Origin of the sequence: Streptomyces sp. NPDC088785, assembly GCF_044750685.1 — a bacterium.
GTDB lineage: Bacteria > Actinomycetota > Actinomycetes > Streptomycetales > Streptomycetaceae > Streptomyces.
Genome location: NZ_JBIVKH010000001.1, coordinates 1 through 25,550 on the forward strand (window position 1 = coordinate 1; position 25,550 = coordinate 25,550).

The 25,550-nt window shown below is 71.8% G+C and carries 20 protein-coding genes; 9 read left to right on the forward strand and 11 right to left on the reverse strand.

Annotation, left to right across the window (positions count from 1 at the left end; genetic code table 11):
* Positions 1-555: 555 nt before the first annotated feature.
* Positions 556-1,962: a cation:dicarboxylate symporter family transporter gene (locus ACIP5K_RS00005; protein ID WP_401405193.1), complete on the reverse strand. Its 1,407-nt coding sequence runs from the start codon at positions 1,960-1,962 to the stop codon at positions 556-558.
* Between the two features lie 177 nt (positions 1,963-2,139).
* Between ACIP5K_RS00005 and ACIP5K_RS00010 the strand changes: the two genes are divergently transcribed.
* From ACIP5K_RS00010 to ACIP5K_RS00020, 3 genes are all read left to right on the forward strand, one after another.
* Positions 2,140-3,855 (forward strand): ATP-binding protein, encoded by a 1,716-nt coding sequence (locus ACIP5K_RS00010; protein ID WP_401403175.1) that lies wholly within the window; start codon positions 2,140-2,142, stop codon positions 3,853-3,855.
* Positions 3,852-4,550: a response regulator gene (locus ACIP5K_RS00015; RefSeq protein WP_401403178.1), complete on the forward strand. Its 699-nt coding sequence runs from the start codon at positions 3,852-3,854 to the stop codon at positions 4,548-4,550. Before ACIP5K_RS00010 ends, ACIP5K_RS00015 begins: the two co-directional genes overlap by 4 nt.
* A gap of 807 nt (positions 4,551-5,357) precedes the next feature.
* Positions 5,358-6,056, forward strand: a complete 699-nt coding sequence (locus ACIP5K_RS00020) for a helix-turn-helix domain-containing protein (RefSeq protein ID WP_401403180.1) — start codon at positions 5,358-5,360, stop codon at positions 6,054-6,056.
* A gap of 32 nt (positions 6,057-6,088) precedes the next feature.
* Here ACIP5K_RS00020 and ACIP5K_RS00025 read toward each other — a convergent pair whose 3' ends face one another.
* A complete protein-coding gene (locus tag ACIP5K_RS00025; RefSeq protein WP_401403183.1) occupies positions 6,089-7,114 on the reverse strand; it encodes an ATP-dependent 6-phosphofructokinase in 1,026 nt (341 codons plus the stop codon).
* A 277-nt stretch (positions 7,115-7,391) separates the two neighbouring features.
* Between ACIP5K_RS00025 and pta the strand changes: the two genes are divergently transcribed.
* The 3 genes from pta (at position 7,392) to pyk (ending at position 12,201) form a co-directional block, all read left to right on the forward strand.
* Positions 7,392-9,482 (forward strand): phosphate acetyltransferase, encoded by a 2,091-nt coding sequence (gene pta / locus ACIP5K_RS00030; protein ID WP_401403186.1) that lies wholly within the window; start codon positions 7,392-7,394, stop codon positions 9,480-9,482.
* Positions 9,479-10,702, forward strand: a complete 1,224-nt coding sequence (locus ACIP5K_RS00035; RefSeq protein WP_401403188.1) for an acetate kinase — start codon at positions 9,479-9,481, stop codon at positions 10,700-10,702. The genes pta and ACIP5K_RS00035 overlap by 4 nt, the downstream gene beginning before the upstream one ends.
* Before the next feature lie 74 nt (positions 10,703-10,776).
* A complete protein-coding gene (gene pyk / locus ACIP5K_RS00040; RefSeq protein ID WP_401403191.1) occupies positions 10,777-12,201 on the forward strand; it encodes a pyruvate kinase in 1,425 nt (474 codons plus the stop codon).
* A gap of 101 nt (positions 12,202-12,302) precedes the next feature.
* Here the strand turns inward: pyk and ACIP5K_RS00045 are convergent, their stop codons facing one another.
* The 4 genes from ACIP5K_RS00045 to ACIP5K_RS00060 form a co-directional block, all read right to left on the reverse strand.
* Positions 12,303-13,523, reverse strand: a complete 1,221-nt coding sequence (locus tag ACIP5K_RS00045) for a hypothetical protein (RefSeq protein ID WP_401403194.1) — start codon at positions 13,521-13,523, stop codon at positions 12,303-12,305.
* A gap of 94 nt (positions 13,524-13,617) precedes the next feature.
* The gene (locus ACIP5K_RS00050) at positions 13,618-14,193 is read right to left on the reverse strand and encodes a DUF6114 domain-containing protein (protein WP_401403197.1); all 576 of its coding nucleotides are present in this window, start codon (positions 14,191-14,193) and stop codon (positions 13,618-13,620) included.
* Between the two features lie 155 nt (positions 14,194-14,348).
* Positions 14,349-14,966 carry a DUF6230 family protein gene (locus tag ACIP5K_RS00055; protein WP_401403200.1) on the reverse strand — a complete coding sequence of 206 codons (618 nt, stop codon included), beginning with the start codon at positions 14,964-14,966 and terminating at the stop codon, positions 14,349-14,351.
* A 647-nt stretch (positions 14,967-15,613) separates the two neighbouring features.
* Positions 15,614-16,582, reverse strand: a complete 969-nt coding sequence (locus ACIP5K_RS00060) for a tetratricopeptide repeat protein (RefSeq protein ID WP_401403203.1) — start codon at positions 16,580-16,582, stop codon at positions 15,614-15,616.
* Positions 16,583-16,903: 321 nt separating this feature from the next.
* Between ACIP5K_RS00060 and ACIP5K_RS00065 the strand changes: the two genes are divergently transcribed.
* Positions 16,904-17,533, forward strand: coding sequence for a TetR/AcrR family transcriptional regulator (locus ACIP5K_RS00065; protein ID WP_401403206.1), 630 nt, complete (start codon positions 16,904-16,906; stop codon positions 17,531-17,533).
* A gap of 732 nt (positions 17,534-18,265) precedes the next feature.
* Here ACIP5K_RS00065 and ACIP5K_RS00070 read toward each other — a convergent pair.
* Together ACIP5K_RS00070 and ACIP5K_RS00075 are read right to left on the reverse strand one after the other, a co-directional pair.
* A complete protein-coding gene (locus ACIP5K_RS00070; RefSeq protein ID WP_401403209.1) occupies positions 18,266-19,261 on the reverse strand; it encodes a GDP-mannose 4,6-dehydratase in 996 nt (331 codons plus the stop codon).
* On the reverse strand, positions 19,258-20,391 hold the full coding sequence (locus ACIP5K_RS00075; RefSeq protein ID WP_401403211.1) for a UDP-N-acetylglucosamine--N-acetylmuramyl-(pentapeptide) pyrophosphoryl-undecaprenol N-acetylglucosamine transferase: 1,134 nt from the start codon (positions 20,389-20,391) through the stop codon (positions 19,258-19,260). Before ACIP5K_RS00075 ends, ACIP5K_RS00070 begins: the two co-directional genes overlap by 4 nt.
* A 64-nt stretch (positions 20,392-20,455) precedes the next feature.
* Between ACIP5K_RS00075 and ACIP5K_RS00080 the strand changes: the two genes are divergently transcribed.
* Together ACIP5K_RS00080 and ACIP5K_RS00085 are read left to right on the forward strand one after the other, a co-directional pair.
* Positions 20,456-21,160: a response regulator transcription factor gene (locus ACIP5K_RS00080; protein ID WP_401403214.1), complete on the forward strand. Its 705-nt coding sequence runs from the start codon at positions 20,456-20,458 to the stop codon at positions 21,158-21,160.
* Positions 21,157-22,524 carry a sensor histidine kinase gene (locus ACIP5K_RS00085; RefSeq protein ID WP_401403217.1) on the forward strand — a complete coding sequence of 456 codons (1,368 nt, stop codon included), beginning with the start codon at positions 21,157-21,159 and terminating at the stop codon, positions 22,522-22,524. The genes ACIP5K_RS00080 and ACIP5K_RS00085 overlap by 4 nt, the downstream gene beginning before the upstream one ends.
* A 242-nt stretch (positions 22,525-22,766) precedes the next feature.
* On the opposite strand, the gene ACIP5K_RS00090 is transcribed toward ACIP5K_RS00085, so the two are convergent.
* The 3 genes from ACIP5K_RS00090 to ACIP5K_RS00100 form a co-directional block, all read right to left on the reverse strand.
* Positions 22,767-24,488, reverse strand: coding sequence for a methylmalonyl-CoA mutase (locus tag ACIP5K_RS00090; protein ID WP_401403219.1), 1,722 nt, complete (start codon positions 24,486-24,488; stop codon positions 22,767-22,769).
* Between the two features lie 72 nt (positions 24,489-24,560).
* Entirely contained in the window at positions 24,561-24,899 is a 339-nt protein-coding gene (locus ACIP5K_RS00095; protein WP_401403222.1) for a DUF3817 domain-containing protein, read from the reverse strand.
* Positions 24,900-24,981: 82 nt separating this feature from the next.
* Complete coding sequence (locus ACIP5K_RS00100; protein WP_401403224.1) at positions 24,982-25,494, reverse strand: MarR family winged helix-turn-helix transcriptional regulator; 513 nt, start codon at positions 25,492-25,494, stop codon at positions 24,982-24,984.
* Positions 25,495-25,550: the final 56 nt, after the last annotated feature.

Sequence of the window (25,550 nt, forward strand, 5' to 3'; positions counted from 1 at the left end):
CCGACCTGATGGCCGGAGACGGGGTATCAACATATCTGGCGTTGATTTTTGGCACGCTGTTGAGTTCTCAAGGAACGGACGCTTCCTTTGTACTCACCCTCTCGGGCTTTCCTCCGGGCGCTTCCCTTCGGTCTTTCTTGCTTCCGACTCTATCAGACCGTTTAACCGGTCGATTTCCTCGGGGTCCTGCTTCGCTTTCCGGCCTTTCGGCTTTCCGGCGAGTCCGACTCTATCAGATCCTTTCGGGCCTGATTCCCAGTCAGCGGGCTTTGCCTTTGCGGCTGTTGGGCCGTTCCGACGTCCCAGACTTTAGCGGATTCCCTCTTCGATGACTAATCGAGGTGGAATGTGAATTCGGGCGTGCCGAAATCAATCCCGAGGGAGATCGTGCTGGTGGTGGGGTGCCGCGTCAGCGGCGGAGGTGCTGTCCGCGGCCGTGCTGGCCCGGACAACTCGCGAGACTCTACGCCACCGAGGCCGGTAGGACAAAAGCGGGGCCCGTGCGCTGGCGCGCACGGGCCCCGCCGCAGGTCAGAGCGGTGCCTGGAGGGGCGTTCAGGCTCCGACGGGCTCCTTGGCGCCGCCCTCGCGCGGGGCGGGGACGTCCTCGCGGGGTTCGTCCGGTCCCGAGTCGAGGAGCGTGCGCTCGTCGAAGGGGAGGTCGCCGGCGAGGACCCGCCGGACCCGGTCCCGGTCCACTTCTCCGGTCCAGGTGCCGATCAGCAGCGTGGCCACCGCGTTGCCCGCGAAGTTCGTCAGGGCGCGGGCCTCGCTCATGAAGCGGTCGATGCCGATGATGAGGCCGACCCCGTCGACCAGGCCCGGCTTGTGCGACTGGAGGCCGCTCGCCAGGACCGCGATGCCGGAACCGGAGACACCGGCCGCGCCCTTCGACGCGATCATCATGAAGAGGAGCAGGCCGATCTGCTGGCCGATGCTCATCGGCTGGTCCATGGCGTCGGCGATGAAGAGGGACGCCATGGTCAGGTAGATCATGGTGCCGTCGAGGTTGAAGGAGTAGCCGGTCGGCACGGTGATGCCGACGACCGGGCGGGAGACGCCGAGGTGCTCCATCTTCGCGATCAGGCGCGGCAGCGCCGACTCCGAGGAGGAGGTCGAGAGGATGAGCAGGAACTCGCGGCCCAGGTACTTCAGCAGGGCGAAGATGTTGAAGCCCGTCGCCATCCGCAGGATCGCGGCCAGCACGATGCCGACGAACAGCGCGCAGGTGACGTAGAAGCCGATCATGATGGTGGCCAGGGCCTTGAGGGCGTCGACGCCCGTCTCGCCGATGACGGCGGCCATGGCGCCGAACGCGCCGACGGGGGCGGCCCACATGATCATGCCGAGGACGCGGAAGACGAGCTTCTGGATGTGCTCGATGCCGCGCAGCACCGGCTCGCCGGCGCGGCCCATCGCCTGGAGGGCGAACCCTACGAGGAGGGCGACCAGGAGCGTCTGGAGGACCTCGCCCTCGGTGAAGGCGGACACGAGGGTCGTCGGGATGATGCCCAGGACGAAGTCGACCGGGCCCTCGCTCGCGTCCTTGGCCGCCGCCTGGCCGACGTCCTTCGTGGCGTCGGTCAGGTGCATGCCGCTGCCGGGGTCGAGGATGTTGCCGACGATCAGGCCGATGGCGAGCGCCACCATCGACATGACGATGAAGTAGCCGAGGGCGAGACCGCCGACCTTGCCGATCTTGGCGGCCTTGCGGACCGAGCCGACGCCCAGCACGATCGTGCAGAAGATGATGGGCGAGATCATCATCTTGATCAGGTTCACGAAGCCCGTGCCGACGGGCTTGAGCTCCGTGGCGAAGTCGGGCCAGATGAAGCCGACGGCGACGCCGAGGAGGACCGCCACGATGACGGCGATGTACAGGTAGTGCGTGCGGTCCCGCTTCGCGGTGGGCTCGGCGGGCTGCGGGGCTTGGTCGGTGGTCGCGGTCCCGTTCTCGGCCACGGTTCCCTCCTGGCTGCTGACGACGGTGTCGGCGTACTGGGGCTTGTCCCGGACGCGGCAGTGCGTGCGGCTCACGTCCTGCGGCTGCGGATCCCGGTGACTATCTCCCAGGCCGTGAGCACCGTCACCCTTCCGTTCATTTAGTTCCCGCTCGAAGCGCCGGGCAGACTGACCCGCATGCGCTCCCTGCGTCTTCCCCGCCCCCGCAGCCTGGCCGGACAGCTCTTCGCCATGCAGGTCGTGCTGGTCGCCGCCGTGGTCGCGGGGTGCGCGCTGTTCACGTACCTCAGTGACCGCAAGCAGGCGGAGACGTCGGCCAGGCGGCAGGCGACGGCCGCGGCGACGGCGGTCGCCGACGCCGGTTCGGTGCGGGACGCGGTCACCGGGGACGCGGATCCGACGGTGCGGCTCCAGCCGTACGCGCTCGCCGTGCAGCGGCACACCGGCGTCGACTTCGTGACGATCATGGACACGCACGGGATCCGGTGGACTCACCCCACGGCCCGTTACATCGGGCAGCGGTTCCTCGGGCACATCGGGCCGGCGCTGAAGGGCCGGACGTTCTCGGAGACGTACACCGGGACGCTCGGGCCGTCCGTGCGGGTGGTGACGCCGGTGTACGACCGTCAGCACCGGGTCGTCGCCCTGGTCAGCGCCGGCATAACGATCGACGAGATCACCGCGCAGGCGCGCGGGCAGGTGCTGGCGGTGGCCGGGGTCGCGGGGGCCGCGCTGGTGGTCGGCGGCATCGGGACGTACGTCGTCAACGCGCGGCTGCGGCGGCACACGCACGGCATGAACGCCGGGGAGCTGAGCCGGATGCACGCCTATCACCAGGCCGCCCTGCACGCCGTGCGCGAGGGACTGCTGATGCTCGACGGGCAGCGGCGGGTCGCACTGATGAACGACGGGGCGCGGGTGCTGCTCGGGGTGGGCGACGGGGACGAGGTCGTCGGGCGGTCCGTCGCCGAGCTGGGGCTGCCCGCGCCGCTGACCGGGGCGCTGCTGGCCACCGAGCCGCGGGTCGACGAGCTGCACCTGACCGCCGACCGGGTGGTGGTCGTCAACACCTCCCCGGTCACCAGCGAGGAGCGGCGCGGCACCGTCGTGACCCTGCGCGATCACACCGAACTCCAGGCGGTGATGGGTGAGCTGGACTCCGAGCGGGGGTTCACGCAGGCGTTGCGGTCGCAGGCGCACGAGGCGGCGAACCGGCTGCACACCGTGGTGTCGCTGATCGAGCTGGGGCGCGCGGACGAGGCGGTGGAGTTCGCGACGGCCGAGCTGGAGCTGGCGCAGGCGCTGACCGACCAGGTGGTGGGCGCGGTGAGCGAGCCGGTGCTCGCCGCGCTGCTGCTCGGCAAGGCCGCGCAGGCCAACGAGCGCGGTGTCGAGCTGGTCGTCTCCGGTGACACCCGGGTCGTGGAGGTCGAGGAGGGGGCGGCCGGGGCGCTGGCGCGGGTGCTGTCCGGGCGGGACCTCGTCACCGTGCTCGGCAATCTCATCGACAACGCCGTGGACGCGGCGCAGGGTTCGCCGCGGGCCCGGGTCACGGTGACGGCGCGTACGGAGGCGGGCGGGCTGCTGCTGCGGGTGGCGGACTCCGGGCCGGGGGTCGATCCGGAGCATGCCGACGCGGTGTTCGAGCGCGGCTGGTCGACGAAGCCGGCCGGGCCCGGGGGGCGGGGGCTCGGGCTGGCCCTCGTACGGCAGGCTGTGGCACGCGGGCACGGGACGCTCGCGCTGGACCGGGATGCGGGTGGGGGTGCCGCGTTCACCGTGCGGATGCCGTTCGCCGGCGGTGCGGGGGGCGACGGGGTGCCGGGGGCGCGCGGGGCCGGGGCCGGGGGTACGGGGATGACGGCTTCCGAGGAGAGAGGCAGCAGCTCATGAGTGACGACGGTGCCGGGTCCGGGTCGGGGCGGGTGCGGGTCCTGGTCGTCGAGGACGATCCGGTGGCGGCCGACGCCCACACCCTCTACGTCGACCGGGTGCCGGGGTTCACGACCGTGGCGAAGGCGCACACCGCCGCCGAGGCGCGGCGGGCGCTGGACCGGGTCGCCGTCGATCTGATCCTGCTGGACCTGCACCTGCCCGACGGGCACGGGCTGGCGCTCGCGCGTTCGTTGCGGGCCGCCGGGCATCGGGCGGATGTGATCGCGGTGACGTCGGCGCGGGATCTGGCGGTGGTGCGGGAGGGGGTGTCGTTGGGGGTGGTGCAGTACGTGCTGAAGCCGTTCACCTTCGCTACGTTGCGGGATCGGCTGGTGCGGTATGCGGAGTACCGGACCAGTAGTGGGGAGGCGGCCGGGCAGGACGAGGTGGACCGGGCGCTGGCCAATCTGCGGTCGCCCGCGCCTGCCGCGCTGCCCAAGGGGTTGAGCGGGCCGACGCTGGAGCGGGTGACCCGGACGTTGCGGGAGGCCGCGCCTGCGGGGGTGACCGCGGCGGTGGCGGCCGAGGTCGTGGGGATTTCGCGGATCACTGCGCGGCGGTATCTGGAGCATCTGGTGGATTCGGGGCGGGCTGGGCGCAGTCCGCAGTACGGGCAGGTGGGGCGGCCCGAGCTGGTGTACTCCTGGAAGTAGCGGTGGGCCGGGCCGCTGTGTCTCTTCGCGTCGCGCGCCGCGTCACCGAGTCCGCCCTGGCGACCGCATCTCGGGCAGTTCGTCATCTGCGGCCCGGCGGGGGCTGGTCGCGCAGTTCCCCGCGCCCCTAGGTCGTCGGTCGTCCGCGGGCCGGTGGCCGCTTCTCGCGCAGTTCCCCGCGCCCCTGGGCCGTCTGTCACGCGCGCCACCGTCGTGGCTGGCCGCGCAGTTCCCCGCGCCCCTGAGGCATGCGCTGCCGCGCAGCCTCCCCTTGAGGCTGCGCTCCGCGCGCCTTCACTGAGAGGCGGGACGGGGGCGCGCCTCCCGGGGAAGCGGGACGGGGGCTCACCTCCGGAGAGGCGGGACGGTGGCGCGCCACTACCGGGAGGCAGGCCGGTCGGGCGCCACTTCTGAGAGACAGAACGGTGGCGCGCCCCTCCTGGGAAGCGGGACGGTAGCGCGCCACTCCAGGTGCGACGGTGGCGCGCCTCTCCTGCGGCTCGGGACGGTGGTGCGCCTCTCTGATGAGATGGCGCACGCAGTGCGCATCTCAGGGGCGCGGGGAACTGCGCGAGACGCGGCCACCGGGCCGCAGACGACGAACCACCCAGGGGCGCGGCCAGCCACCACCGTGGCGCGCCCGAAAGACCACCCAGGGGTGCGGGGCACTGTGCGATCAGCCACCCGGGAAATCGCCCAGGGTGTGGCGTGCCGTGTGCCGTCCGAGGGGACTGTACGTTCCTACGACATGTCACGGAGTGCGAACGCACCGTAGCCAAGCGCGTCTCGGGCCCCTACTTTGTGGCCGTGCAGCACAAGGCTCCGGCGAACCAGCCGACCCCGCCGTTCAACGCCCCCGCCGCCCGCCGCCTCCGTGAGGCGCTGGGGATGGCCCCGGGCCATGTCGCGTACGGGATGCGCGCCTCCTACGGGCTGGCGTACATCACCCCTGAGCTCGTCATCGCCTGGGAGCACGGTGACACGACGCCGACCGCCGGTGAACTGACCGCGCTGGCCGGGGCGTTGTGGTGTTCGCCGGGTGAACTCATCGGCGCGCCCCGCACGCTGCGGGAGCACCGGCTCGCGCTCGGCCTTGCGCCGGAGGACATCGCCCGCTTCGTGGGGCTGGAGATCCAGTCGTATCTGCGGATGGAGGAGACCGGCGACTGGCGGGGCACCGAGCGGCAGTCGTCGGCCCTGGCGGAGGTGCTGCGGCTGGCTCCGCGCGCCTTCGCGACCGTCACCGGGCGGGACGGGCAGCTGGCGGAGCTGTTGCGCCGGGCGGCGACGACGCGCTGGCAGGCGTACACCAAGCCGCTGAGCCGGCTGATCCCCGTACCCCGGCGGGAGCTGGAGGACGTGCTGCACGAGATGCACCTGGAGTACCAGGCGGTGATGTCGGCGACGCTGACCTGGGGCGGCACCGCGTCCGGGTCGGGGAACGCCGGGCGGGACTTCATGGAGCGGATCCTGGACGAGTTCTGGTCCAGGATCCGCTTCCCGTGAGCGGGAGGGCTCGGGCGGACGGCCCCGGTGGTCTAGAAGACCGACTCGGCCTCGTCCATCCGGTTCTTCGGCACCGTCTTCAGCTCGGTGACGGCCTCGGCGAGCGGCACCATGGTGATGTCGGTGCCCCGCAGCGCGGTCATCCTGCCGTAGTCGGCGCGGTGCGCGGCCTCCACGGCGTGCCAGCCGAAGCGGGTGGCGAGGACGCGGTCGTACGCGGTCGGGGTGCCGCCGCGCTGCACGTGGCCGAGGATCACGGGGCGGGCCTCCTTGCCGAGGCGCGACTCCAGTTCGTAGGCGAGCGCGGTGCCGATGCCCTGGAAGCGCTCGTGGCCGAACTGGTCGATGGCGCCCTTGCCGTAGTCCATGGTGCCGTCGGTGGGGTGCGCGCCCTCGGCGACGCAGATGACGGCGAACTTCTTGCCGCGCGAGAACCGCTCCTCGACCATCTTGACCAGGTCGGCCGGGTCGAAGGGGCGCTCGGGCAGGCAGATGCCGTGGGCGCCGCCGGCCATGCCGGACTCCAGCGCGATCCAGCCCGCGTGCCGGCCCATGACCTCGACGACCATGACCCGCTGGTGGGACTCGGCGGTGGTCTTGAGGCGGTCCATCGCCTCCGTGGCGACACCGACGGCCGTGTCGAAGCCGAAGGTGCGGTCGGTGGACGAGATGTCGTTGTCGATCGTCTTCGGGACGCCGATGACCGGGACGCCCGCGTCGGACAGCATGCGGGCGGCGGTCAGGGTGCCCTCGCCGCCGATGGGGATGAGCGCGTCGAGGCTGCTCTTGTCCATCAGCTCCTTGGCGTTGTCGCACGCCGCGCGGAAGCGGTCGCGCTCCAGCCGGGAGGAGCCGAGGATGGTGCCGCCGCGGGCCAGGATGCCGCTGACCGCGTTCAGATCCAGCGGGCGGAAGCGGCCGTCGAGCAGGCCGGCGTAGCCGTCCTCGAAGCCGATGACCTCGTCCCCGTAGTGCGTGACGGCGCGGTGCACGACCGACCGGATCACTGCGTTGAGACCAGGACAGTCGCCGCCTGCGGTGAGAACTCCGATGCGCATCGTGCTGTGTCTCCTGCTCGCTTCTGGTTCGTCTGAGCCATGGCGATTCTTCCACGCCCGGCGCGACCACGCGTTCGCGCGACCGTGGGAGAGGCGGTTCGGCACGGTCGGGACGGGCACTGAGACCCTGGTGTTCGGGCCCTTTGTCCGGCGGGCGACCTAGCCATCCCCGGAGGTATTGTCAAGAGGGCAGAGCTATCGATACGGCCATGTTTGGCTCCCGGCGTGGACCCTCCGGTCCTGCTCAGGGGCCCTATGGAGGAAACGGAGTGCCCACGTGACGCGCAGCGTGTACGTGACCGGGATCGACCGGGGAGACGGCCGGCAGGTCGTGGAGCTGGGAGTCATGGAGCTGCTGACCCGGCAGGTCGACCGGGTGGGTGTCTTCCGTCCGCTCGTCCACGACGGTCCCGACCGGCTCTTCGATCTGCTGCGGGCGCGCTACCGGCTCTCCCAGGACCCGGCGACCGTGTACGGGATGGAGTACGGCGAGGCGTCCACGATCCAGGCCGAGCAGGGCACGGACGAGCTGGTGTCGCTGCTGGTCGACCGGTTCCACGCGGTGACCCGGGAGTACGACGTCGTGCTGGTGCTCGGCACCGACTTCGCCGACACCCAGCTCCCCGATGAGCTGGCCCTCAACGCGCGACTGGCGAACGAGTTCGGCGCGTCGGTGATCCCGGTGGTCGGCGGCAGGAAGCAGACCGCCGAGTCGGTGCGCGCCGAGGTCCGCAACGCGTTCCGCGCCTACGACGGGCTGGGCTGCGACGTCCTCGCGATGGTGGTCAACCGGGTGCGCCCCGAGGACCGCGACGAGATCGACGAGCGGCTGGGCAACCGGCTGCCGGTGCCCTGCTACGTGCTGCCCGACGAGGCCGCGCTCTCCGCGCCGACCGTCGCCCAGATCACCCACGCGCTGGGCGGCACGGTGCTGCTCGGCGACTACTCGGGCCTGGCCAGGGACGCCCTGGACTTCGTGTTCGGCGGCGCGATGCTGCCGAACTTCCTCAACGCGCTGACGCCGGGCTGCATGGTCGTCACCCCCGGGGACCGGGCGGACCTGGTGGTCGGCGCGCTGGCCGCGCACAGCGCGGGCACCCCGCCGATCGCCGGGGTGCTGCTGACCCTGGACGAGCGGCCGGGCCCGGAGATCCTCAAGCTGGCCGACCGGCTGGCGCCCGGCACCCCCGTGGTCGCCGTGACCGGCGGCTCCTTCCCCACCGCGGCGGAACTCTTCGCGCTGGAGGGGAAGATGAACGCGGCGACGCCGCGCAAGGCGGAGACCGCGCTCGGCCTGTTCGAACGCCACGCCGACACGGCCGCGCTGCTGCGCACCATCCAGGCCCCCTCCTCGGACCGGCTGACGCCGATGATGTTCGAGCACAAGCTGCTGGAGCAGGCCCGCTCGGACAAGCGGCGCGTCGTGCTGCCCGAGGGCACCGAGGAGCGCGTGCTGCGCGCGGCGGACGTGCTGCTGCGCCGCGGCGTGTGCGACCTGACGCTGCTCGGCCCGGTCGAGCAGATCCGCAAGCGCGCCGCCGACCTCGGGGTGGACCTCGCCGACAGCGAGCTGATCGACCCGGTCACCTCGGAACTGCGGGACCGTTTCGCCCAGGAGTACGCGCAGCTGCGGGCCCACAAGGGCGTCACCGTCGAGCTGGCGCACGACGTCGTCGCGGACGTGAACTACTTCGGCACGCTGATGGTGCAGGAGGGGCTGGCCGACGGGATGGTGTCGGGCTCGGTGCACTCCACGGCGGCCACCATCCGCCCGGCGTTCGAGATCATCAAGACCAAGCCGGACGCCGCGATCGTGTCGTCCGTCTTCTTCATGTGCCTGGCCGACAAGGTCCTCGTCTACGGCGACTGCGCGGTGAACCCGGACCCGAACGCGCGCCAGCTCGCCGACATCGCCGCCCAGTCCGCCGCGACGGCCGCCCAGTTCGGTGTCGACCCGCGGATCGCGATGCTGTCCTACTCGACCGGCACCTCGGGCTCCGGCGCCGACGTGGACAAGGTCCGCGAGGCCACCGGGCTCGTCAAGGAGCAGCACCCCGAGCTGCGGATCGAGGGGCCGATCCAGTACGACGCGGCCGTCGAGCCGTCGGTCGCGGCGACCAAGCTGCCCGGGTCCGAGGTGGCCGGGCAGGCGAGCGTGCTGATCTTCCCCGACCTCAACACCGGCAACAACACCTACAAGGCCGTGCAGCGCTCGGCCGGCGCGATCGCCGTCGGCCCGGTCCTCCAGGGGCTGCGCAAGCCGGTCAACGACCTGTCCCGCGGCGCGCTCGTGCAGGACATCGTCAACACGGTCGTCATCACGGCGATCCAGGCCCAGACCCCCACCGAAAGGGCTTCCGCCCAGTGAGTGCGACCCGCGTCCTCGTCCTGAACTCCGGCTCCTCGTCGGTCAAGTACCAGCTCCTCGACATGGCGGACCGGCGGCGGCTCGCGGTCGGCCTGGTCGAGCGGATCGGTGAGGAGACGTCCCGTCTGAAGCACACGCCGCTGGCCACCGGCGGCGAGGCCCGCGAGCGCGACCGGCGGATCGCCGACCACGCCGAGGCGCTGAACGCGGTGGCCGAGGAGCTGGCGGCGGACGGCCTCGGCCTGGACTCCCCCGAGCTGGCCGCGATCGGGCACCGGGTGGTGCACGGCGGCCTGAAGTTCACCGAGCCGACGGTCGTCGACGACGCGGTGCTCGCCGAGATCGAGCGGCTGATCCCGGTCGCGCCGCTGCACAATCCGGCGAACCTGACCGGGATCCGGACGGCCGCCGGGCTGCGCCCCGACCTGCCGCAGGTGGCCGTCTTCGACACGGCGTTCCACACGACGATGCCGGAGTCGGCGGCGCGCTACGCGATCGACAGGGAGACCGCCGACGCGCACCGGGTGCGCCGCTACGGCTTCCACGGCACGTCGCACGCGTACGTCTCCCGCAGGACGGCCGAGCTGCTCGGCAAGGACCCCGCCGAGGTCAACCTGATCGTGCTGCACCTGGGCAACGGCGCCTCGGCGTCGGCCGTGCGCGGCGGGGAGTGCGTGGACACCTCCATGGGGCTCACGCCGCTGGAGGGCCTGGTGATGGGGACCCGTTCGGGAGACGTCGACCCGGCGGTCATCTTCCATCTGATGCGGGTGGGCAGGATGTCGCCGGACGAGATCGACATCCTGCTGAACCAGCGGTCGGGCCTGATCGGGCTGTGCGGCGACAACGACATGCGGGAGATCCGCCGCAGGATCGACGAGGGCGACGAGGCCGCGCGGCTCGCCTTCGACATCTACATCCACCGTCTGAAGAAGTACATCGGCGCGTACTACGCGGTGCTCGGCCGGGTGGACGCGATCGCCTTCACGGCCGGGGTCGGGGAGAACGCGGCGCCGGTGCGCGAGGCCGCCGTGGCGGGCCTGGAGGAGCTGGGCCTCGCGGTCGACGGCGAGCTGAATTCCGTACGTTCCGACGAGGCGCGGATCATCTCGCCGGAGTACGCCCGGGTCGCTGTCGCCGTGGTGCCGACGGACGAGGAGCTGGAGATCGCGCAGCAGACCTACGCGCTCGTCGGGGACGCCGGTGACCGCAACGCCTGAGCGCCACTCCGCCCATTTGTAGATTCCGCCAGACGGAATATTCCGTAGCGAAACAAACCGATAGGATCGCCCCCATGCGCCGTTCCAAAATCGTCTGCACGCTGGGCCCCGCCGTCGACTCCGAAGAGCAGCTCGTCTCGCTGATCGAGGCCGGCATGAGCGTGGCCCGCTTCAACTTCAGCCACGGCACGCACGCCGAACACCAGGGTCGCTACGACCGGGTGCGCGCCGCCGCCGCGAAGACCGGCCGCGCGGTGGGTGTGCTCGCCGACCTCCAGGGCCCCAAGATCCGACTGGAGACCTTCGCCGAGGGACCCGTCGAGCTGGTGCGCGGTGACGAGTTCACCATCACCACCGAGGACGTCCCGGGCGACAAGTCGATCTGCGGCACGACGTACAAGGGGCTGCCGGGCGACGTCTCGCGCGGTGACCAGGTCCTGATCAACGACGGCAACGTCGAGCTCAAGGTGATGGACGTCGAGGGCCCGCGGGTCCGGACCATCGTCATCGAGGGCGGTGTCGTCTCCGACCACAAGGGCATCAACCTGCCCGGCGCGGCCGTCAACGTGCCGGCGCTGTCCGAGAAGGACGTCGAGGACCTGCGGTTCGCCCTGAAGATGGGCTGCGACATGGTCGCCCTGTCCTTCGTGCGCGACGCCAGCGACGTCAAGGACGTCCACAAGGTGATGGACGAGGAGGGCCGCCGGGTCCCCGTCATCGCCAAGGTGGAGAAGCCGCAGGCCGTCGCCAACATGGAGGGCGTCGTCGCGGCGTTCGACGCCGTCATGGTCGCCCGTGGCGACCTGGCCGTCGAGTACCCGCTGGAGAAGGTCCCGATGGTGCAGAAGCGCCTCGTGGAGATGTGCCGCCGCAACGCCAAGCCGGTGATCGTCGCGACCCAGATGATGGAGTCGATGATCACCAACTCGCGTCCGACGCGCGCCGAGGCCTCCGACGTCGCGAACGCGATCCTGGACGGCGCCGACGCGGTCATGCTGTCCGCCGAGTCGAGCGTGGGCGCCTACCCGATCGAGACCGTCAAGACGATGTCGAAGATCGTCCAGGCGGCCGAGGAGGAGCTGCTCTCCAAGGGGCTCCAGCCGCTCGTCCCGGGCAAGAAGCCGCGCACCCAGGGCGGTTCGGTCGCCCGCGCCGCGTGCGAGATCGCGGACTTCCTGGACGGCGAGGCGCTGGTCGCCTTCACCCAGTCCGGCGACACCGCGCGCCGCCTGTCCCGCTACCGCGCCTGCCAGCCGATCCTCGCCTTCACCACGGACGAGGCGACCCGCAACCAGCTCGCGCTGACCTGGGGCGTGGAGACCTACGTCGTCCCGCACGTGGACTCCACCGACGCGATGGTCGACCTGGTCGACGCCGAGCTGCGCAAGCTCTCCCGCTTCAACGACGGCGACACCGTGGTCATCACCGCCGGTTCGCCCCCCGGCGTGCCCGGCACCACGAACATGGTCCGGGTGCACCAGCTGGGTGGCGCCAACTAGCCGGTCCCGCACCGCAATGCGCCGAGGGCGCTCCCTGTACGGAACAGGGGGCGCCCTCGGCGTCTGTGCGGCTCCCGGAGGGGTTCGCGGCCCGGGTGCGGTCAGCTGTCCTCGACCGTGGTGTGCAGCCCGGGGACGTGCAGCGTGCCGCCGAACTGCGCGGCCTGCGTGACCTTCACATTGGTGAAGTACAGGATCGGCAGGTTGATCGGCGGCGGGTTGTCGGCGTTGAACGTCATGGGGATGAGGCCGAGCAGATTGCCCGACAGCTCCTCCGTGTACATGACCGTCTTGCCGTCGCGGATGGTGGACGTGGAGCCCTTGTCCGCGCGGATGTGGAAGAACTTGCCGTTCGGCCCCGAGGAGATCTGGTGCAGATCGCCGATGTCGGTGCCGTTGGAGATGACGTACTTCATGACGCGCTTGGTGCTGCCGTCGGCCATCCGGACGTCGACCAGGCCCTGGTAGTCCGCGCCCTTGAGCAGGAGCGAGCTGGCCTGGAGCTTCCAGGTGGAGTTCGGGAGCTGGGCGGGGGTGTCCTCGTTCGCGCCCGCCGCGTCGGTCGCCGCCTCGCAGTCGTCCGGCAGCTCGGTGGAGCTCGGCGACGGGGTGGCCGATGACGCGTCCTCCAGGGCCTTGGCGGCCTTGTCGGTCGCCTTGTCGGCGTCGCTCTCGGTGGCCTTGCCGGCCTTGTCGGGCTTATCGGCCTTATCGGCCTTATCGGCCGTGTCGGGCGTGCCCTCGGCCGTGTCGCCCGACGTGCCGGCCGTGTCCTTCGCCGCGTCGTCGGCGCCCTCGGGAGCCTTGGTCGCCGAGGCGGAGGGGCTCGGGGTCGGGGTGGCCGACTCCTTGTCCTTCGGGGTGAAGAGGTCCTTGAGCGCCTCGCCGACCCCCAGCGGGTCGAGCGGGTTCTTCGTCTCCGACGCGGAGGGCGACGGCGTGGCCGCCTCCTTGGCGGCGGAGCCGGAGGCCTCCTTCGACGCGGAGGCCGAGGGCGACGGCGTCGGTCGCGCCGTGCCGTCCCCGGAACCGCCGGAGCCCTTGTCGCTGGAACCCTTGTCGTCGGAGCCCTTGTCGTCCGTGGACGCGTCGGCGTCCGCGGACCGCGAGGCCGACGGGGACGGCGTGGGAGTGTCCTGCGCGGTGTCCTTGCCGTCCTTCGCGTCCTGCTGGGCCTCCACCGCGTCCGCGCACGCCTTGTAGTCGTCCGCGGATATCCCGGTGGGGTTGTCCTTGGCCGCGGCGAGCGTGGGCGTCAGGCCGAGGCCCATGAGTACGGCCGTGGGCATGGCCGCGATGGCTATCGCCTTGCCCGCGGGCATGTGCAGCCTGGTGAACAGATGCTTTCTCGGTGCTGCATGCCGCGGCCCGGTTCTCGCACGGGACTCCCCGAAGGAGTCCTCGTGGTGCACCTCGTCAGCCGGCACGGTGCCTCCCGTTCGTCCCGTTGTCCGGGCTCGTCCCTGACCCGTCGTCGTTTGCGCCCGAGACCTGGTAGGTGGCGTGCGGGGCCGGAGGCGCGACGGGGGCTCCCAGATCGGGCTCCGTCGCGTGCTCACCGCCCGCCGCGGCCGTCGTCCCGGTCCCCTCGCCAGGCCGTCCCGGCGCCCAGGAGATGCCGAGGGCACCGCCGATCAGGGAGAGCAGGAAGCCGATGACGAAGCCACCGAAGTTGGAGACCACCAGGGAGACAAGGGCGAGAAGAATCGCCGCGACACCCGCGAACACCCGGGAGTGCGGCTGGAACCACATCGTCAGACCGAGCACGACCAGCAGTACGCCGATGATGAGCGATCCCGCGCCCGCCGTCGTCGCCATGCGGATCGTCATGGAGCCGAGGGTCAGGTTCGCGTACGGGAAGTACATGATCGGGATGCCGCCGAGGATGGCCAGCAGACCACCCCAGAACGGGCGCTGACCGCGCCACCCTCGGAACGATTGGCGCGTGTGATCAAGCTTGCTGCCCGATCCTGCGTGCGCGTCGGCGCTCATGTCGTACAGCTCCTCGGGAATGGCGTTGTTCTGTGGTGATGAGCGCTGTCCGGTGACGGGCGCGGGGGTGTCCGGAGCGATCCCGTGCGTCCCCGCGCCCGGCCGTTCAGCGCATCAAGTGCCGGCCCTCGGACCCACGTTCGGGTCCAGGTGGCCTAGTAGCACTCGTGCTGGCCCTTCTGGACGCTCATCTTGAGGCCCGAGAGCTTGAAGGTGCCGGCCGTCGTGGCCCACGCGCGCTGCTGGACGTTCTCGAAGTGCACCGAGTCGGCCTGCTGGGCGAACGCGTTCGGGTCGGCCTTGTCGCCCTGGTGGATACCGGGGCCCTTGGCCGCGTCACCCGCCGCCACACCGATGTCGATGTTCTTGAAGGTCGCGTCGGCCTTCAGGTCATCGGCGTCGATGTAGAGGGTCTTGGCCTCGACCGGGTTGTTCTTGTCGGAGCCGGCCGACAGCTTCATCGAGACGTCGCCGAAGACCGGGACGGGGACAACCACCGACTGGCAGAGGTTGTTGATCGTCGCGGACTTCATGCCGACGACGGCGACGGGGTGGGCACCCGTCTTGCCGGCGTCAATGGCTCCGTACTGGACGAAACCCTTGCCGTCGAGAGAGTCCGCCGTCACCTTGAACGACTGACCCGACACACTGAACGATGCCGCGAGCGCACCCTGGGACAGGGCGACGCCTATCGCGGCAGTCGCCGCGACGCTCGGCACCATGACTACGGCGAACCGCTTCCATCTGGTTCCGCCACGAGTCACGGACTTCATGACTGTTCCTCCTTCTCGGACGTACATCTCCGGCCCTGACTGCCCCTTACGGCGGCTCAGCCGGGCAGGGATGGGAGAAGTGCTACGTCCTCGGGAAGGAGAGCGCCCGCATCGGGAACGGATCGAGTCCACCGCACCTGATCACCGGCGATCACCCCCGAGCGACAACCACTGGTCGCACCTGAGCCATCACGCGCAACCTGCCGGACAGGCTCAGCCGGAACCGGCTGAGACCCCCCTGTCCCAGACCGACGGCGCTCCCCTGGTTCACCGTCGACCTGCCCGGTGGGGACCCCTGAGCCCCGCGGTCCGAGTGGCTGTCGGACGAGTGGGGAGTGGACCGAGCGTGCCCGATCGTGGTGCATTCCCGGCGCTGGCACAAGGGGGTTCGTTACTCACGGGTAACGGACGGATAACCGAACCACGACCGGCTGGACTCGGCCGACGACGCAGGGTGCCCCTGTTCGCCCATCCAAACCGGTTGAATCCGGTACACAATCGGATGGAACGAAGGGTTCGACTTACTCCAAGTAACAGCGGCCGCGATTACCAAGTTTTGGTAAAGCGCGGCCGCTGTGTGCCCCTCGGGGCGGAACTTTCACCCCGGCGGCACATGCCGTGGCGTTGAGGAACGGCTCACCGACGGCTCAGAAGAGGACCCGCGCCAAGGCCGTTCGCCCGGCGGTCACCCGGGGGTCGTCGCCCCCTACGACCTCGAACAGTTCGAGCAGACGGACGCGTGCCGTCTCCCGGTCGTCGCCCGCCGAGCGGGCCACCGTGTCGACAAGACGGCCGAAAGCATCCTCGACATGACCGCCGACGAGGTCGAGGTCGGCGGCCGCGATCTGGGCGCGCACGTCACCGGGGTGCTGCGCGGCGTCCGCGCGCACCTTCTGCGGGTCGAGGTCCTGGACGCGCTGGAGCAGTTCGGCCTGGCCGAGGCCGAGCTTGGCCTCCGTGTTGCCGGGGTCGTCCGACAGCACGTTCTTGTACGCCTGGACGGCGCCCGCCATGTCACCGGCGTCGAGGGCCTGCACGGCGGCTTCGAGGAGCGCGTCGTACGGGCCGGCCGGGACCTCCGCGACGGGGGCGGGGCCCTCCGCGCCGGGGTCGACCGCGATGCCGGTGAGTCCGAAGCGCTCCTCGCCGACCTGGATCAGCTGGTCGAGGGTGCCCCGGATCTGGGACTCGGGAGCGGCTCCCTGGAAGAGGGGCAGGGCCTGCCCGGCGACGACGGCGAAGACGGCCGGGATCCCCTGGACCCCGAACTGCTGCATCAGCATCTGGTTGGCGTCGACGTCGATCTTGGCGAGCACGAAGCGGCCGTTGTACTCCGTGGCGAGGCGCTCCAGGAGCGGGCTCAGCTGCTTGCAGGGCTCGCACCACTCGGCCCAGAAGTCGATGACGACGGGCACTTCTGTGGAGCGCTGAAGGACATCGCGCTCGAAGTCCGCCTCACTGACGTCGATGACGAGGCTGGACGGCGACACCGCACCGCCCCCGCCGTTCCGGGCCGCTTCGGCGCGGGCCTGCTCGGCCTTCGCCTTGGCCTCCTGGGCCGCCTTCACCGCGGCGAGGTCGACGACTCCGCTCATGGACATGTTCCGTGGCTGCATGCGTACAGTCTCCCCCTTCCGCGGACGGTTGTGGGCCGGGTCCGGCTCCGATCGTCCCCCGCCGGATTGCGGGGCGTGACCGGAGGCTCGACGCGGACTCGGGCCGGGTGCTTCCTCGGTGCCGGGTCCCCACCCGGCGAGCGTGGTTGTCGCTCGTCGCGCCGGCCGGGACGCGGGTCCGGGCAGCCGTACGCGGATGAGCTTTCGCTACGAGTCGTAGCGTAACTGCCACGGGTGGCGCGCGGGGTGGACTCTCCGGTGATCTGGCTCACCCGGAACGGTCGATCCGGTACCGGCCTACCGGCCGGTATGGTCGCGTTCATGCAGAGCCGCATCCCTCCTCGCACGGGCCGACCCGGCCGGCCCCGGTCCGCCGCGGCGGACGAGGCGATCCTGGAGGCGACGCGGGCGGCGCTGGTGGAGCTGGGGTGGTCCAAGCTGACGCTGGGGGACGTGGCGACGCGGGCCGGTGTCGCCAAGACCACGCTGTACCGGCGGTGGGCAGGCAAGAACGAGCTGGTGGTCGACGCGGTCGCCGTTCTCTTCGACGAACTCGAACTGCCCGACCTGGGGTCCCTGGCCGCCGACATCGGGGGTGTGGTGCTCCAGTTCGCGGCGATCCTCGACCGGCCCGAGACGAAGACGGCGCTGATGGCGGTGGTCGCCGAGTCGACGCGGGACGCTCCGCTGCGGGAGCGGATCCGGACCTCCATCGTGGAGCGGCAGAAGCGGTTGGTGCTGGAGGGGCGGGCGCGGGCCGAGTTGCGGGGGGAGTTGCCCGTCGCGGACGATCCGGCGGTGGCGGCCGCCACCGCCGATCTCATCTTCGACGTCGCGGCCGGGGCCGTGGTGCACCGGACGCTCGTCAGCGCCGAGCCGGTGGATCCCGACTGGGTCCGGCGCTTCACGGCTCTGCTGCTCGGGGGTTTGTCCGCCACCGCCTCCGGCTGAGCTCCGGGCCACGCACCGGGCGCCCCTTTCCCGGGGCCCTGGATCTTTTCCCGCCCGCGCGCCGGTGACCGCTTCTCGCGCAGTTCCCCGCGCCTCTGGGTCCGTTCTTGTCCGCGGGCCGGTGGGGGCTGGTCGCGCAGTTCCCCGCGCCCCTGGGGGGTTCTTCACGCGCGGGCCGGTGGGGCTGGCCGCGCCCCTGGGTCCGTTCTCGTCCGCGGGCCGGTGGCCGCTTCTCGCGCAGTTCCCCGCGCCCCTGAGGCATGCGCTGCGCGCAGCCTCCCCCAGAGGCTGCGCTTCGCGCGCCTCTCCGGAGAGGCGGGACGGTGGCGCGCCTCTCCTGGGAGGCGGGGCGGTGGCGCGCCTCTCCGGAGAGGCGGGGCGGTGGCGCGCCTCTCCTGAGGGGCACGACGGTGCGCCTCTCCTGGGAGGCGGGGCGGTGGCGCGCCTCTCTGATGAGATGGCGCACGCAGTGCGCATCTCAGGGGCGCGGGGAACTGCGCGAGACGCGGCCACCGGGCCGCAGACGACGAACCACCCAGGGGCGCGGGGAACTGCGCGAGACGCGGCCACCGGGCCGCAGATGACGAACCACCCAGGGGCGCGGCCAGCCACCACCGTGGCGCACCCCGAAAAACCAGCCAGGGGCGCGGGGAACTGCGCGATCGGGCACGGCGGTGGTGCGCTCGGAAGGGTGGCCAGGGGCGTGGGGAACCGTCAGTGGGCCCGGGGGGGTCAGGTTTGGTAGCGGGTGGGGGCGAAGTGGTGGAGGTTTTCGGAGATCCAGGACGACGTCTGCTTGAGGCCCTCGGCGAGGGAGACCTCGGGATGCCAGCCGGCCCACTCACGGGCCCGGCGATTGTCGGACAGGAGCCGCTGGACCTCACTGCCGGCAGGCCGCAGCCGGGCCGGGTCCGAGACGATGCGCGCGTCACTGCCCGCCGCGACGACCAGCGCCCGCGCCAGCTCCCCGATCGAGATCTCGCGCCCGGTACCGAGGTTGACCACCTGCCCCAGCGCCCGCTCGCACCCGGCGACCGCGAGGAACCCGCGCGCGGTGTCCGTGACGTACGTGAAGTCGCGGGTCGGCGTCAGCGACCCGAGCCTGATCTCCCGCGCCCCGGCGTGCAGTTGGGCCAGGATGGTGGGGATCACGGCCCGCGCGGACTGGCGCGGCCCGTAGGTGTTGAAGGGCCGCACCACGGTCACCGGCAGCTCGAACGCGTGCCAGTGCGCGAGCGCCGTCATGTCCGCGCCGATCTTCGACGCGGAGTACGGGGACTGCGGCTGGAGCGGGTGGTCCTCGGAGATGGGGACGGTCAGGGCGGTGCCGTAGACCTCGCTGGTGGAGGTGTGGACGAGGCGGCGCACGGAGTGCCGGCGGCAGGCCTCGGCGATGTTCTCGGTCCCGACGACGTTGGTCTGGACGTAGGCGCCGGGCGAGTCGTACGAGTACGGGATGCCGATCAGCGCGGCCAGATGGAAGACGGTGTCGCAGCCCGCGACGGCGTCGGACACCCGCCCCGGGTCGCGGACGTCGCCCGCGAGCAGCTCCACGCGCGGGTCGTCGAGCAGGTGCGCCAGGTGCCCCTTCTCGGCGTACGGCTTGTAGTGGACGAAGGCGCGGACGTGCGCGCCGCGCTCCAGCAGCAGGTCCACCAGCGTGGAGCCGATGAAGCCCTCGGCGCCGGTGACGAGGACGGTGCGTCCGGTCCAGGTGTGCGTGGTCATATGTGCTGCAACTCCTTGTGCTGGTCCGCGAGTTCGATGACGTGGTCGGCCAGGAGGCCGGCCGCCCCGGCGTGCGGGCCGCCGGGCGCGGCCGCCGCCATCGCGGCCAGCCGGGCGGGGTCGGCGAGCAGCGGTTCGACGAGGGCCGCGAGCGCTTCGGGGGTGGCCCGCCCGTCGGGGAGCAGCAGGCCCGCGCCGGCGTCGGAGAGGACGCGCGCGTTGTGGGTCTGGTGGTCGCCCGGCGCGTGCGGGTAGGGGACGAGGACGGCGGGGACGCGGGTGGTGGCGAGTTCGGCGACCGTCGCCGATCCGGCCCGGCAGACGACCAGGTCGGCGGCGGCGTAGGCGAGGTCCATGCGGTCGAGGTAGGGGACGGCGGCGGCGGGGGTGCCGAGGAGGCGGCGGCGGGTGTCGTCCAGGGCGGCCGGTCCGGTCTTGATCAGCAGGTGGACGTCGTCGCGGGTGCGCCAGCGCGCGGCGAGGCCGACCGCGGCGTCCGTCAGGCGGGCCGCGCCCAGGCTGCCGCCGTTGACGAGGACGAGCCGGGCGCCGTCGGGGACGCCGAGCGCGCGGCGCGCGGGGTCCCGCAGGGCGGCCCGGTCGAGTCCGGCGAGGGCCGCGGCGATCGGCATGCCGGTGGTCAGTGCCCGGGTGCCGCCCGGCAGGTGGGCGCGGCTGCGGTCGAAGGCGACGGCGATGTGCGGGGTGAGGCGGGCGGCGAAGCGGTTGGCGCGGCCGGGGACCGCGTTCGACTCGTGGATGAGGCTGGGCAGGCCCGTCATCCGGGCGCCGACGATCACGGGTGCGCTGGGGTAGCCGCCCATGCCGACCGCGATGTGGGCGCCCTGTGCGCGCAGGATGGTCCGGCACTGGGCGCCGGATTTCATCAGGGCGGCGGGCAGCAGGTAGCGGCGGGCCCCGAGCGCCGGGTCGAAGGGGATCATGTCGACGGTGTGCAGCCGGTACCCGGCGTCCGGGACGAGCCGGGTCTCCAGGCCGCGTTCCGTGCCGACGAACGAGATCGCCGCGCCCGGGACGGCCCGGCGCAGGGCGTCGGCGAGGGCGAGTCCCGGGTAGATGTGGCCCCCGGTGCCGCCCGCGCCGATGACGACGGAGAGAGGTGTTCGCATGACGGCAGAGCGTCGCGGAGCGGTCTAAGAGGGTTTTAAGAGCCGGATTTGGCACCTTTGTGCCATGACGACAGCGAACACACCCGCGCCGGCCCGGATCCTGGTCGTGGACGACGACCCCGAGGTCCGCTCGGCCGTCGCGGACGCGCTGGCCGTGGAGGGCTATCGGGTCACGGCCGCGGCCGACGGGCAGCGGGCGCTGACCGCGCTGGCCCGTTCCGAGCCGGACGCGGTCGTCCTCGACGTGCGGATGCCGGTGCTCGACGGGCTCGCGGTGTGCCGCCGGATGCGCGCCCTGGGGGACCGCACCCCGGTCCTGGTCCTCACGGCGCTCGACTCGGTGAGCGAGCGGGTGGACGGTCTGGACGCGGGCGCCGACGACTATCTGGTCAAGCCGTTCGCGCTGGACGAACTGACGGCGCGCGTACGGGCGTTGCTGCGGCGCGCCGCGCCCGGACCGGAGCCGGACGACCCGCTGGCCTACGGCGACCTGGTGCTCGACCCGGCGACGCGCACCGGCCGGCGCGGCGGGCGGACCATCGACTTCAGCCGCACCGAGTTCGCGCTCCTGGAGGTCCTGGTGCGCAACGCCGGGCAGGTGCTGCCGCGCGAGGTGGTCCAGGAGGCGGTGTGGGGGCGGGACTTCGGTCCGGACTCCAACTCGCTCGCCGTGTACGTGGGGTATCTGCGCCGCAAGCTGGAGACGGCCGGGGAGGACCGGCTCCTGCACACGGTGCACGGCGTCGGCTACCGGCTGGGCACCCCGTGACCCGGCTGCCGCTGCGCACCCGGCTCGCGCTCCTGGCGACCGTCACGGTCGCGCTGATCACGGTGGGCGTGTGCACGGCCGCGTATGCCGTCATCCGCTACGAGCTGGGGCACCAGCTCGATCTCCAGCTCGCGCAGTCGGCGACCCTGGCCGCCCGGCAGAGCCGGGGCGAGCCGCCCGGGGTGCTGTCCGGCGAGTGCCGCTATCTGGCCGCTCCGGCCTGCGCCCAGCTGGTCCCGGCCGACCCGGCGGACGACCCGGCCGGGCGGCCCTACCTGCTGCCCGTCGCGGACGCCGCCCGGGCGGTCGCGGCCGGCGCGCACGCCCCGTACTACACGAACCTCACGCTCCAGGGGCATCCGGTGCGGATGCTGACGACGCCGTACCCGGCGGGCCGGGGGAAGGCGCTCCAGGTGGCGCTGCGGTCGGACACGACGGCGAAGGGGGTGCGGCAGGCGACCGCGCTGTTCGCGGCGATCAGCGTGGCCGGGGTCGGTCTGGCGGCGCTCGGCGGGTACGGCGTCGCGCGGCGCGGGCTCGCGCCGGTGGCCCGGCTGACGGCGACGGCGGAGCGGATCGCGGCGACGCGCGACGCGCGGACCCGGATCGACGTGCCGGCGGGGCGGCGCAGGGACGAGCTGGCGCGGCTCGCCGCGTCGTTCAACACGATGCTGGGTGAGCTGGAGGACTCGGTGACGGCCCGTCGGCGGCTCGTCGCCGACGCGTCCCACGAGTTGCGTACGCCGTTGACGGCGCTGCGCACCAACGCCGAGCTGCTCGCCCGGTCGGAGCGGTTGACGCCCGCTCAGCGGGATCGGGCGTCGGCGGCGCTCGGCCGCCAGATCCATGAGGTGACCTCGCTGGTCAACGATCTGATCGAGCTGGCCCGTGACGAGGAGCCGACGGCGCTCGTCGAGGAGGTGGCGCTGGTGCCGCTCGTCGCGCACGCGGTGGAGGCGGCGCGGGCGCACTGGCCCGGGGTGCGGTTCGGTCTGGAGGTGGCGCCGGGGGCGGCGGGGGTCACGCTGCCCGGGGTGCCCGCGCGGTTGTCGCGGCTCGTGGCGAATCTGCTCGGCAACGCGGCGAAGTTCAGTCCGGCGGGGGCGCGGGTGGAGGTCGTGGTGTCGGCGGGCGGGGTGACGGTGCGCGATCACGGGCCGGGGATCGCGGCCGAGGATCTCCCCCATGTCTTCGACCGCTTCTACCGCGCCGAGGGGGCTCGGGCGCTGCCCGGGTCCGGGCTGGGGCTGGCGATGGCCCGGCAGATCGCCGAGGCGCACGGGGCGCGGCTCTCCGCCGAGCGGGCTCCCGGTGGCGGGGCGCTGTTCCGTCTCGCCTTCACCGCGGCGGCCCCGCCCGTCTAGCGCCCGCGGCCCGGTGGCCGCTTCCCGCGCAGTTCCCCGCACCCCTGAAGCATGCGCTACGCGCAGCTCCCCCATGAGATGGCGCACGAAGTGCGCATCTCAGGGGCGCGGGGAACGGCGCGAGAAGCCCCACCGGGCCCGCGGACGACGTACGCCCAGGGGCGCGGGGAACGGCGCGAGACGCGGCCACCGGGCCCGCGCGCGGCGAACGAACCGGCCGCGCGCGGAACAACCGCCGGGGATCAGAACCCGGGCGGCTCCGTGTACACGCCCCATTCGTCCCGCAGCACGTCACAGATCTCCCCGAGCGTGGCCTCGGCCCGCACGGCGTCGAGCATCGGGACGATCATGTTGGACCCGTCGCGGGCCGCGCCCAGCATCCGGCCCAGCGCCTCCCGTACGGCGGCGTCGTCGCGGGCGGCGCGCCGCTCCCCCAGGACCCGTACCTGATCGCGCTCCACCTCGTGGCTGACCCGCAGGATCTCCAGGTCACCGGTGACGGACCCGTGGTGGGCGTTCACCCCGACGACCCGCTTGTCGCCCTTCTCCAGCGACTGCTGGTACCGGAACGCCGACTCGGCGATCTCGCCCGTGAACCAGCCGTCCTCGATGCCGCGCAGGATGCCGGAGGTGACCGGGCCGATGGGGTGCTGCCCGTCGGGGTGCGCCCGCAGCCCGCGCTCCTTGATCTGCTCGAAGATCTTCTCGGCGTCGGCCTCGATGCGGTCGGTGAGCTGCTCGACGTACCAGGAACCGCCGAGCGGGTCGGCGACATTGGCGACGCCGGTCTCCTCCATCAGGACCTGCTGGGTGCGCAGCGCGATCTCGGCGGCCTGCTCGGAGGGCAGGGCCAGGGTCTCGTCCAGCGCGTTGGTGTGCAGCGAGTTCGTCCCGCCGAGGACCGCGGCGAGCGCCTCGACGGCGGTGCGGACGACGTTGTTGTAGGGCTGCTGGGCGGTCAGCGAGACACCGGCGGTCTGGGTGTGGAAGCGCAGCCACTGCGCCTTGTCGGTTTGGGCCCCGTACACGTCGCGCAGCCAGCGCGCCCAGATCCTGCGGGCCGCGCGGAACTTGGCGATCTCCTCGAAGAAGTCGACGTGCGCGTCGAAGAAGAAGGACAGGCCGGGCGCGAAGACGTCGACGTCCATGCCGCGGCTGAGGCCCAGTTCGACGTAGCCGAAGCCGTCCGCCAGCGTGTACGCCAGCTCCTGCGCGGCCGTCGCCCCCGCCTCGCGGATGTGGTAGCCGGAGACCGACAGGGGCTTGTACGCGGGGATGGACCGCGCGCAGTGCTCCATCAGGTCGCCGATCAGGCGCAGGTGCGGCTCGGGCGGGAAGAGCCACTCCTTCTGGGCGATGTACTCCTTGAAGATGTCCGTCTGGAGCGTGCCGTTGAGCACGCCCGGGTCGACGCCCTGCCGCTCGGCGGCGACCAGGTACATGCAGAAGACGGGGACGGCCGGGCCGCTGATGGTCATGGAGGTGGTGACGTCGCCGAGCGGGATGTCCCGGAACAGGACCTCCATGTCGGCGGCGGAGTCGATGGCGACGCCGCAGTGCCCGACCTCGCCGAGCGAGCGCGGGTCGTCGGAGTCGCGGCCCATGAGCGTCGGCATGTCGAAGGCGACGGAGAGGCCGCCGCCGCCCGCGGCCAGGATCATCTTGTAGCGCTCGTTCGTCTGCTCGGCGTTGCCGAACCCGGCGAACTGGCGGATCGTCCATGTGCGCCCCCGGTACCCGGTGGGGTACAGGCCGCGCGTGAACGGGTACTCCCCCGGCCAGCCGATCCGCTCGAACCCCTCGTAGGTGTCCCCGGGCCGCGGCCCGTAGACCGGGTCGACCGGGTCGCCGGAGAGCGTGGTGAAGTCGGCGTCCCGCTTGCGGGCGGTGTCGTACCGGGCCTGCCAGCGACGGCGGCCCTCCTCGATGGCGGCGGCCGTGGCGTCAGCGTCCCTGGTTCCCATGCTTCAAATTTACTAGGACGTCCTAGTAAATGTCGATGGCGAAACCGCCCGCACCTCGTGCGAGCGGTGGGATCACGCCTTGGCGAGGTTCCTGCCGTCGTCGGCGACCTTCGCGTCGAGCTCCGCGGAGATCTTGCGCTCCACGAAGAACGCGGCGGTCGGGATGGTGCCGGCGATCAGCACCCAGAGCTGCTTGCCGACCGGCCACTTCGCCTTGGAGCCCAGGTCGAAGGCGACCACCAGGTACACCACGTAGAGCCAGCCGTGGGCGATGGCGACGACCCGCGTGAAGTCCGCGGCACCGTCGATACCCAGCACATACTTGGCGATCATGCCGAGGCAGAGGACGACCAGGAGGACACCGGTCACATAGGCCATGATCCGGTAGCGAGTCAGGACGCTCTTCTTCATGAGTCGAGCCTAACCGCCCGTTTTGCGCGATCTTCAGGCGGGCCCGGCGTGCCCGGCCCTCGCCGGCCCCCGTCGGCCCCCGTCAGCTTTCGTCGGCGAAATCGTGCGCCGCCACCCGCAGCGGGCGCAGCATCGCGAAGATCTCGCCGCACTCGTCGGCGTCGTACACCCCGAGCCCGAAGTCCATCGCCATCAGGTCGCGGGTGGCCGCGTCGACGGCCTCGCGGCCCTTGGCGGTGATGGAGGCGAGGGTGCCGCGGCCGTCGTTCGGGTTGGGCCGCTTGTCGACGAGGCCGGACCTGACCAGCCGGTCGACGGTGTTGGTCACCGAGGTCGGGTGGACCATCAGCCGCTCGCCGATCTTCGACATCGGCAGCTCGCCCTCCTTGGAGAAGGTGAGCAGGACCAGGGCCTCGTAGCGCGCGAAGGTGAGCCCGTACGGCTTGACGACGGCGTCGACCTCGGCGAGCAGGATCTGGTGCGCGCGCATGATCGAGGTGATCGCGGCCATGGACGGCACGGATCCCCAGCGCTGCTTCCAGAGTTCATCGGCGCGCGCGATCGGATCGAAGGCAAGACTGAGCGGCTTCGGCACCCCTCGACCTTACCGGCCGGTCATATGGTGGTCAGCCCCGTCTCGCCCTTTGGCCG

Coding starts and splice junctions, on each gene's coding strand:
- ACIP5K_RS00010 (WP_401403175.1), top strand. CDS start 2,140: ATGCGCTCCCTGCGTCTTCCCCGCCCCCGCAGCCTGGCCGGACAGCTC.
- ACIP5K_RS00015 (WP_401403178.1), top strand. CDS start 3,852: ATGAGTGACGACGGTGCCGGGTCCGGGTCGGGGCGGGTGCGGGTCCTG.
- ACIP5K_RS00025 (WP_401403183.1), bottom strand. CDS start 7,114: ATGCGCATCGGAGTTCTCACCGCAGGCGGCGACTGTCCTGGTCTCAAC.
- pyk (WP_401403191.1), top strand. CDS start 10,777: ATGCGCCGTTCCAAAATCGTCTGCACGCTGGGCCCCGCCGTCGACTCC.
- ACIP5K_RS00045 (WP_401403194.1), bottom strand. CDS start 13,523: ATGCCCGCGGGCAAGGCGATAGCCATCGCGGCCATGCCCACGGCCGTA.
- ACIP5K_RS00050 (WP_401403197.1), bottom strand. CDS start 14,193: ATGAGCGCCGACGCGCACGCAGGATCGGGCAGCAAGCTTGATCACACG.
- ACIP5K_RS00055 (WP_401403200.1), bottom strand. CDS start 14,966: ATGAAGTCCGTGACTCGTGGCGGAACCAGATGGAAGCGGTTCGCCGTA.
- ACIP5K_RS00060 (WP_401403203.1), bottom strand. CDS start 16,582: ATGCAGCCACGGAACATGTCCATGAGCGGAGTCGTCGACCTCGCCGCG.
- ACIP5K_RS00065 (WP_401403206.1), top strand. CDS start 16,904: ATGCAGAGCCGCATCCCTCCTCGCACGGGCCGACCCGGCCGGCCCCGG.
- ACIP5K_RS00070 (WP_401403209.1), bottom strand. CDS start 19,261: ATGACCACGCACACCTGGACCGGACGCACCGTCCTCGTCACCGGCGCC.
- ACIP5K_RS00075 (WP_401403211.1), bottom strand. CDS start 20,391: ATGCGAACACCTCTCTCCGTCGTCATCGGCGCGGGCGGCACCGGGGGC.
- ACIP5K_RS00080 (WP_401403214.1), top strand. CDS start 20,456: ATGACGACAGCGAACACACCCGCGCCGGCCCGGATCCTGGTCGTGGAC.
- ACIP5K_RS00090 (WP_401403219.1), bottom strand. CDS start 24,488: ATGGGAACCAGGGACGCTGACGCCACGGCCGCCGCCATCGAGGAGGGC.
- ACIP5K_RS00095 (WP_401403222.1), bottom strand. CDS start 24,899: ATGAAGAAGAGCGTCCTGACTCGCTACCGGATCATGGCCTATGTGACC.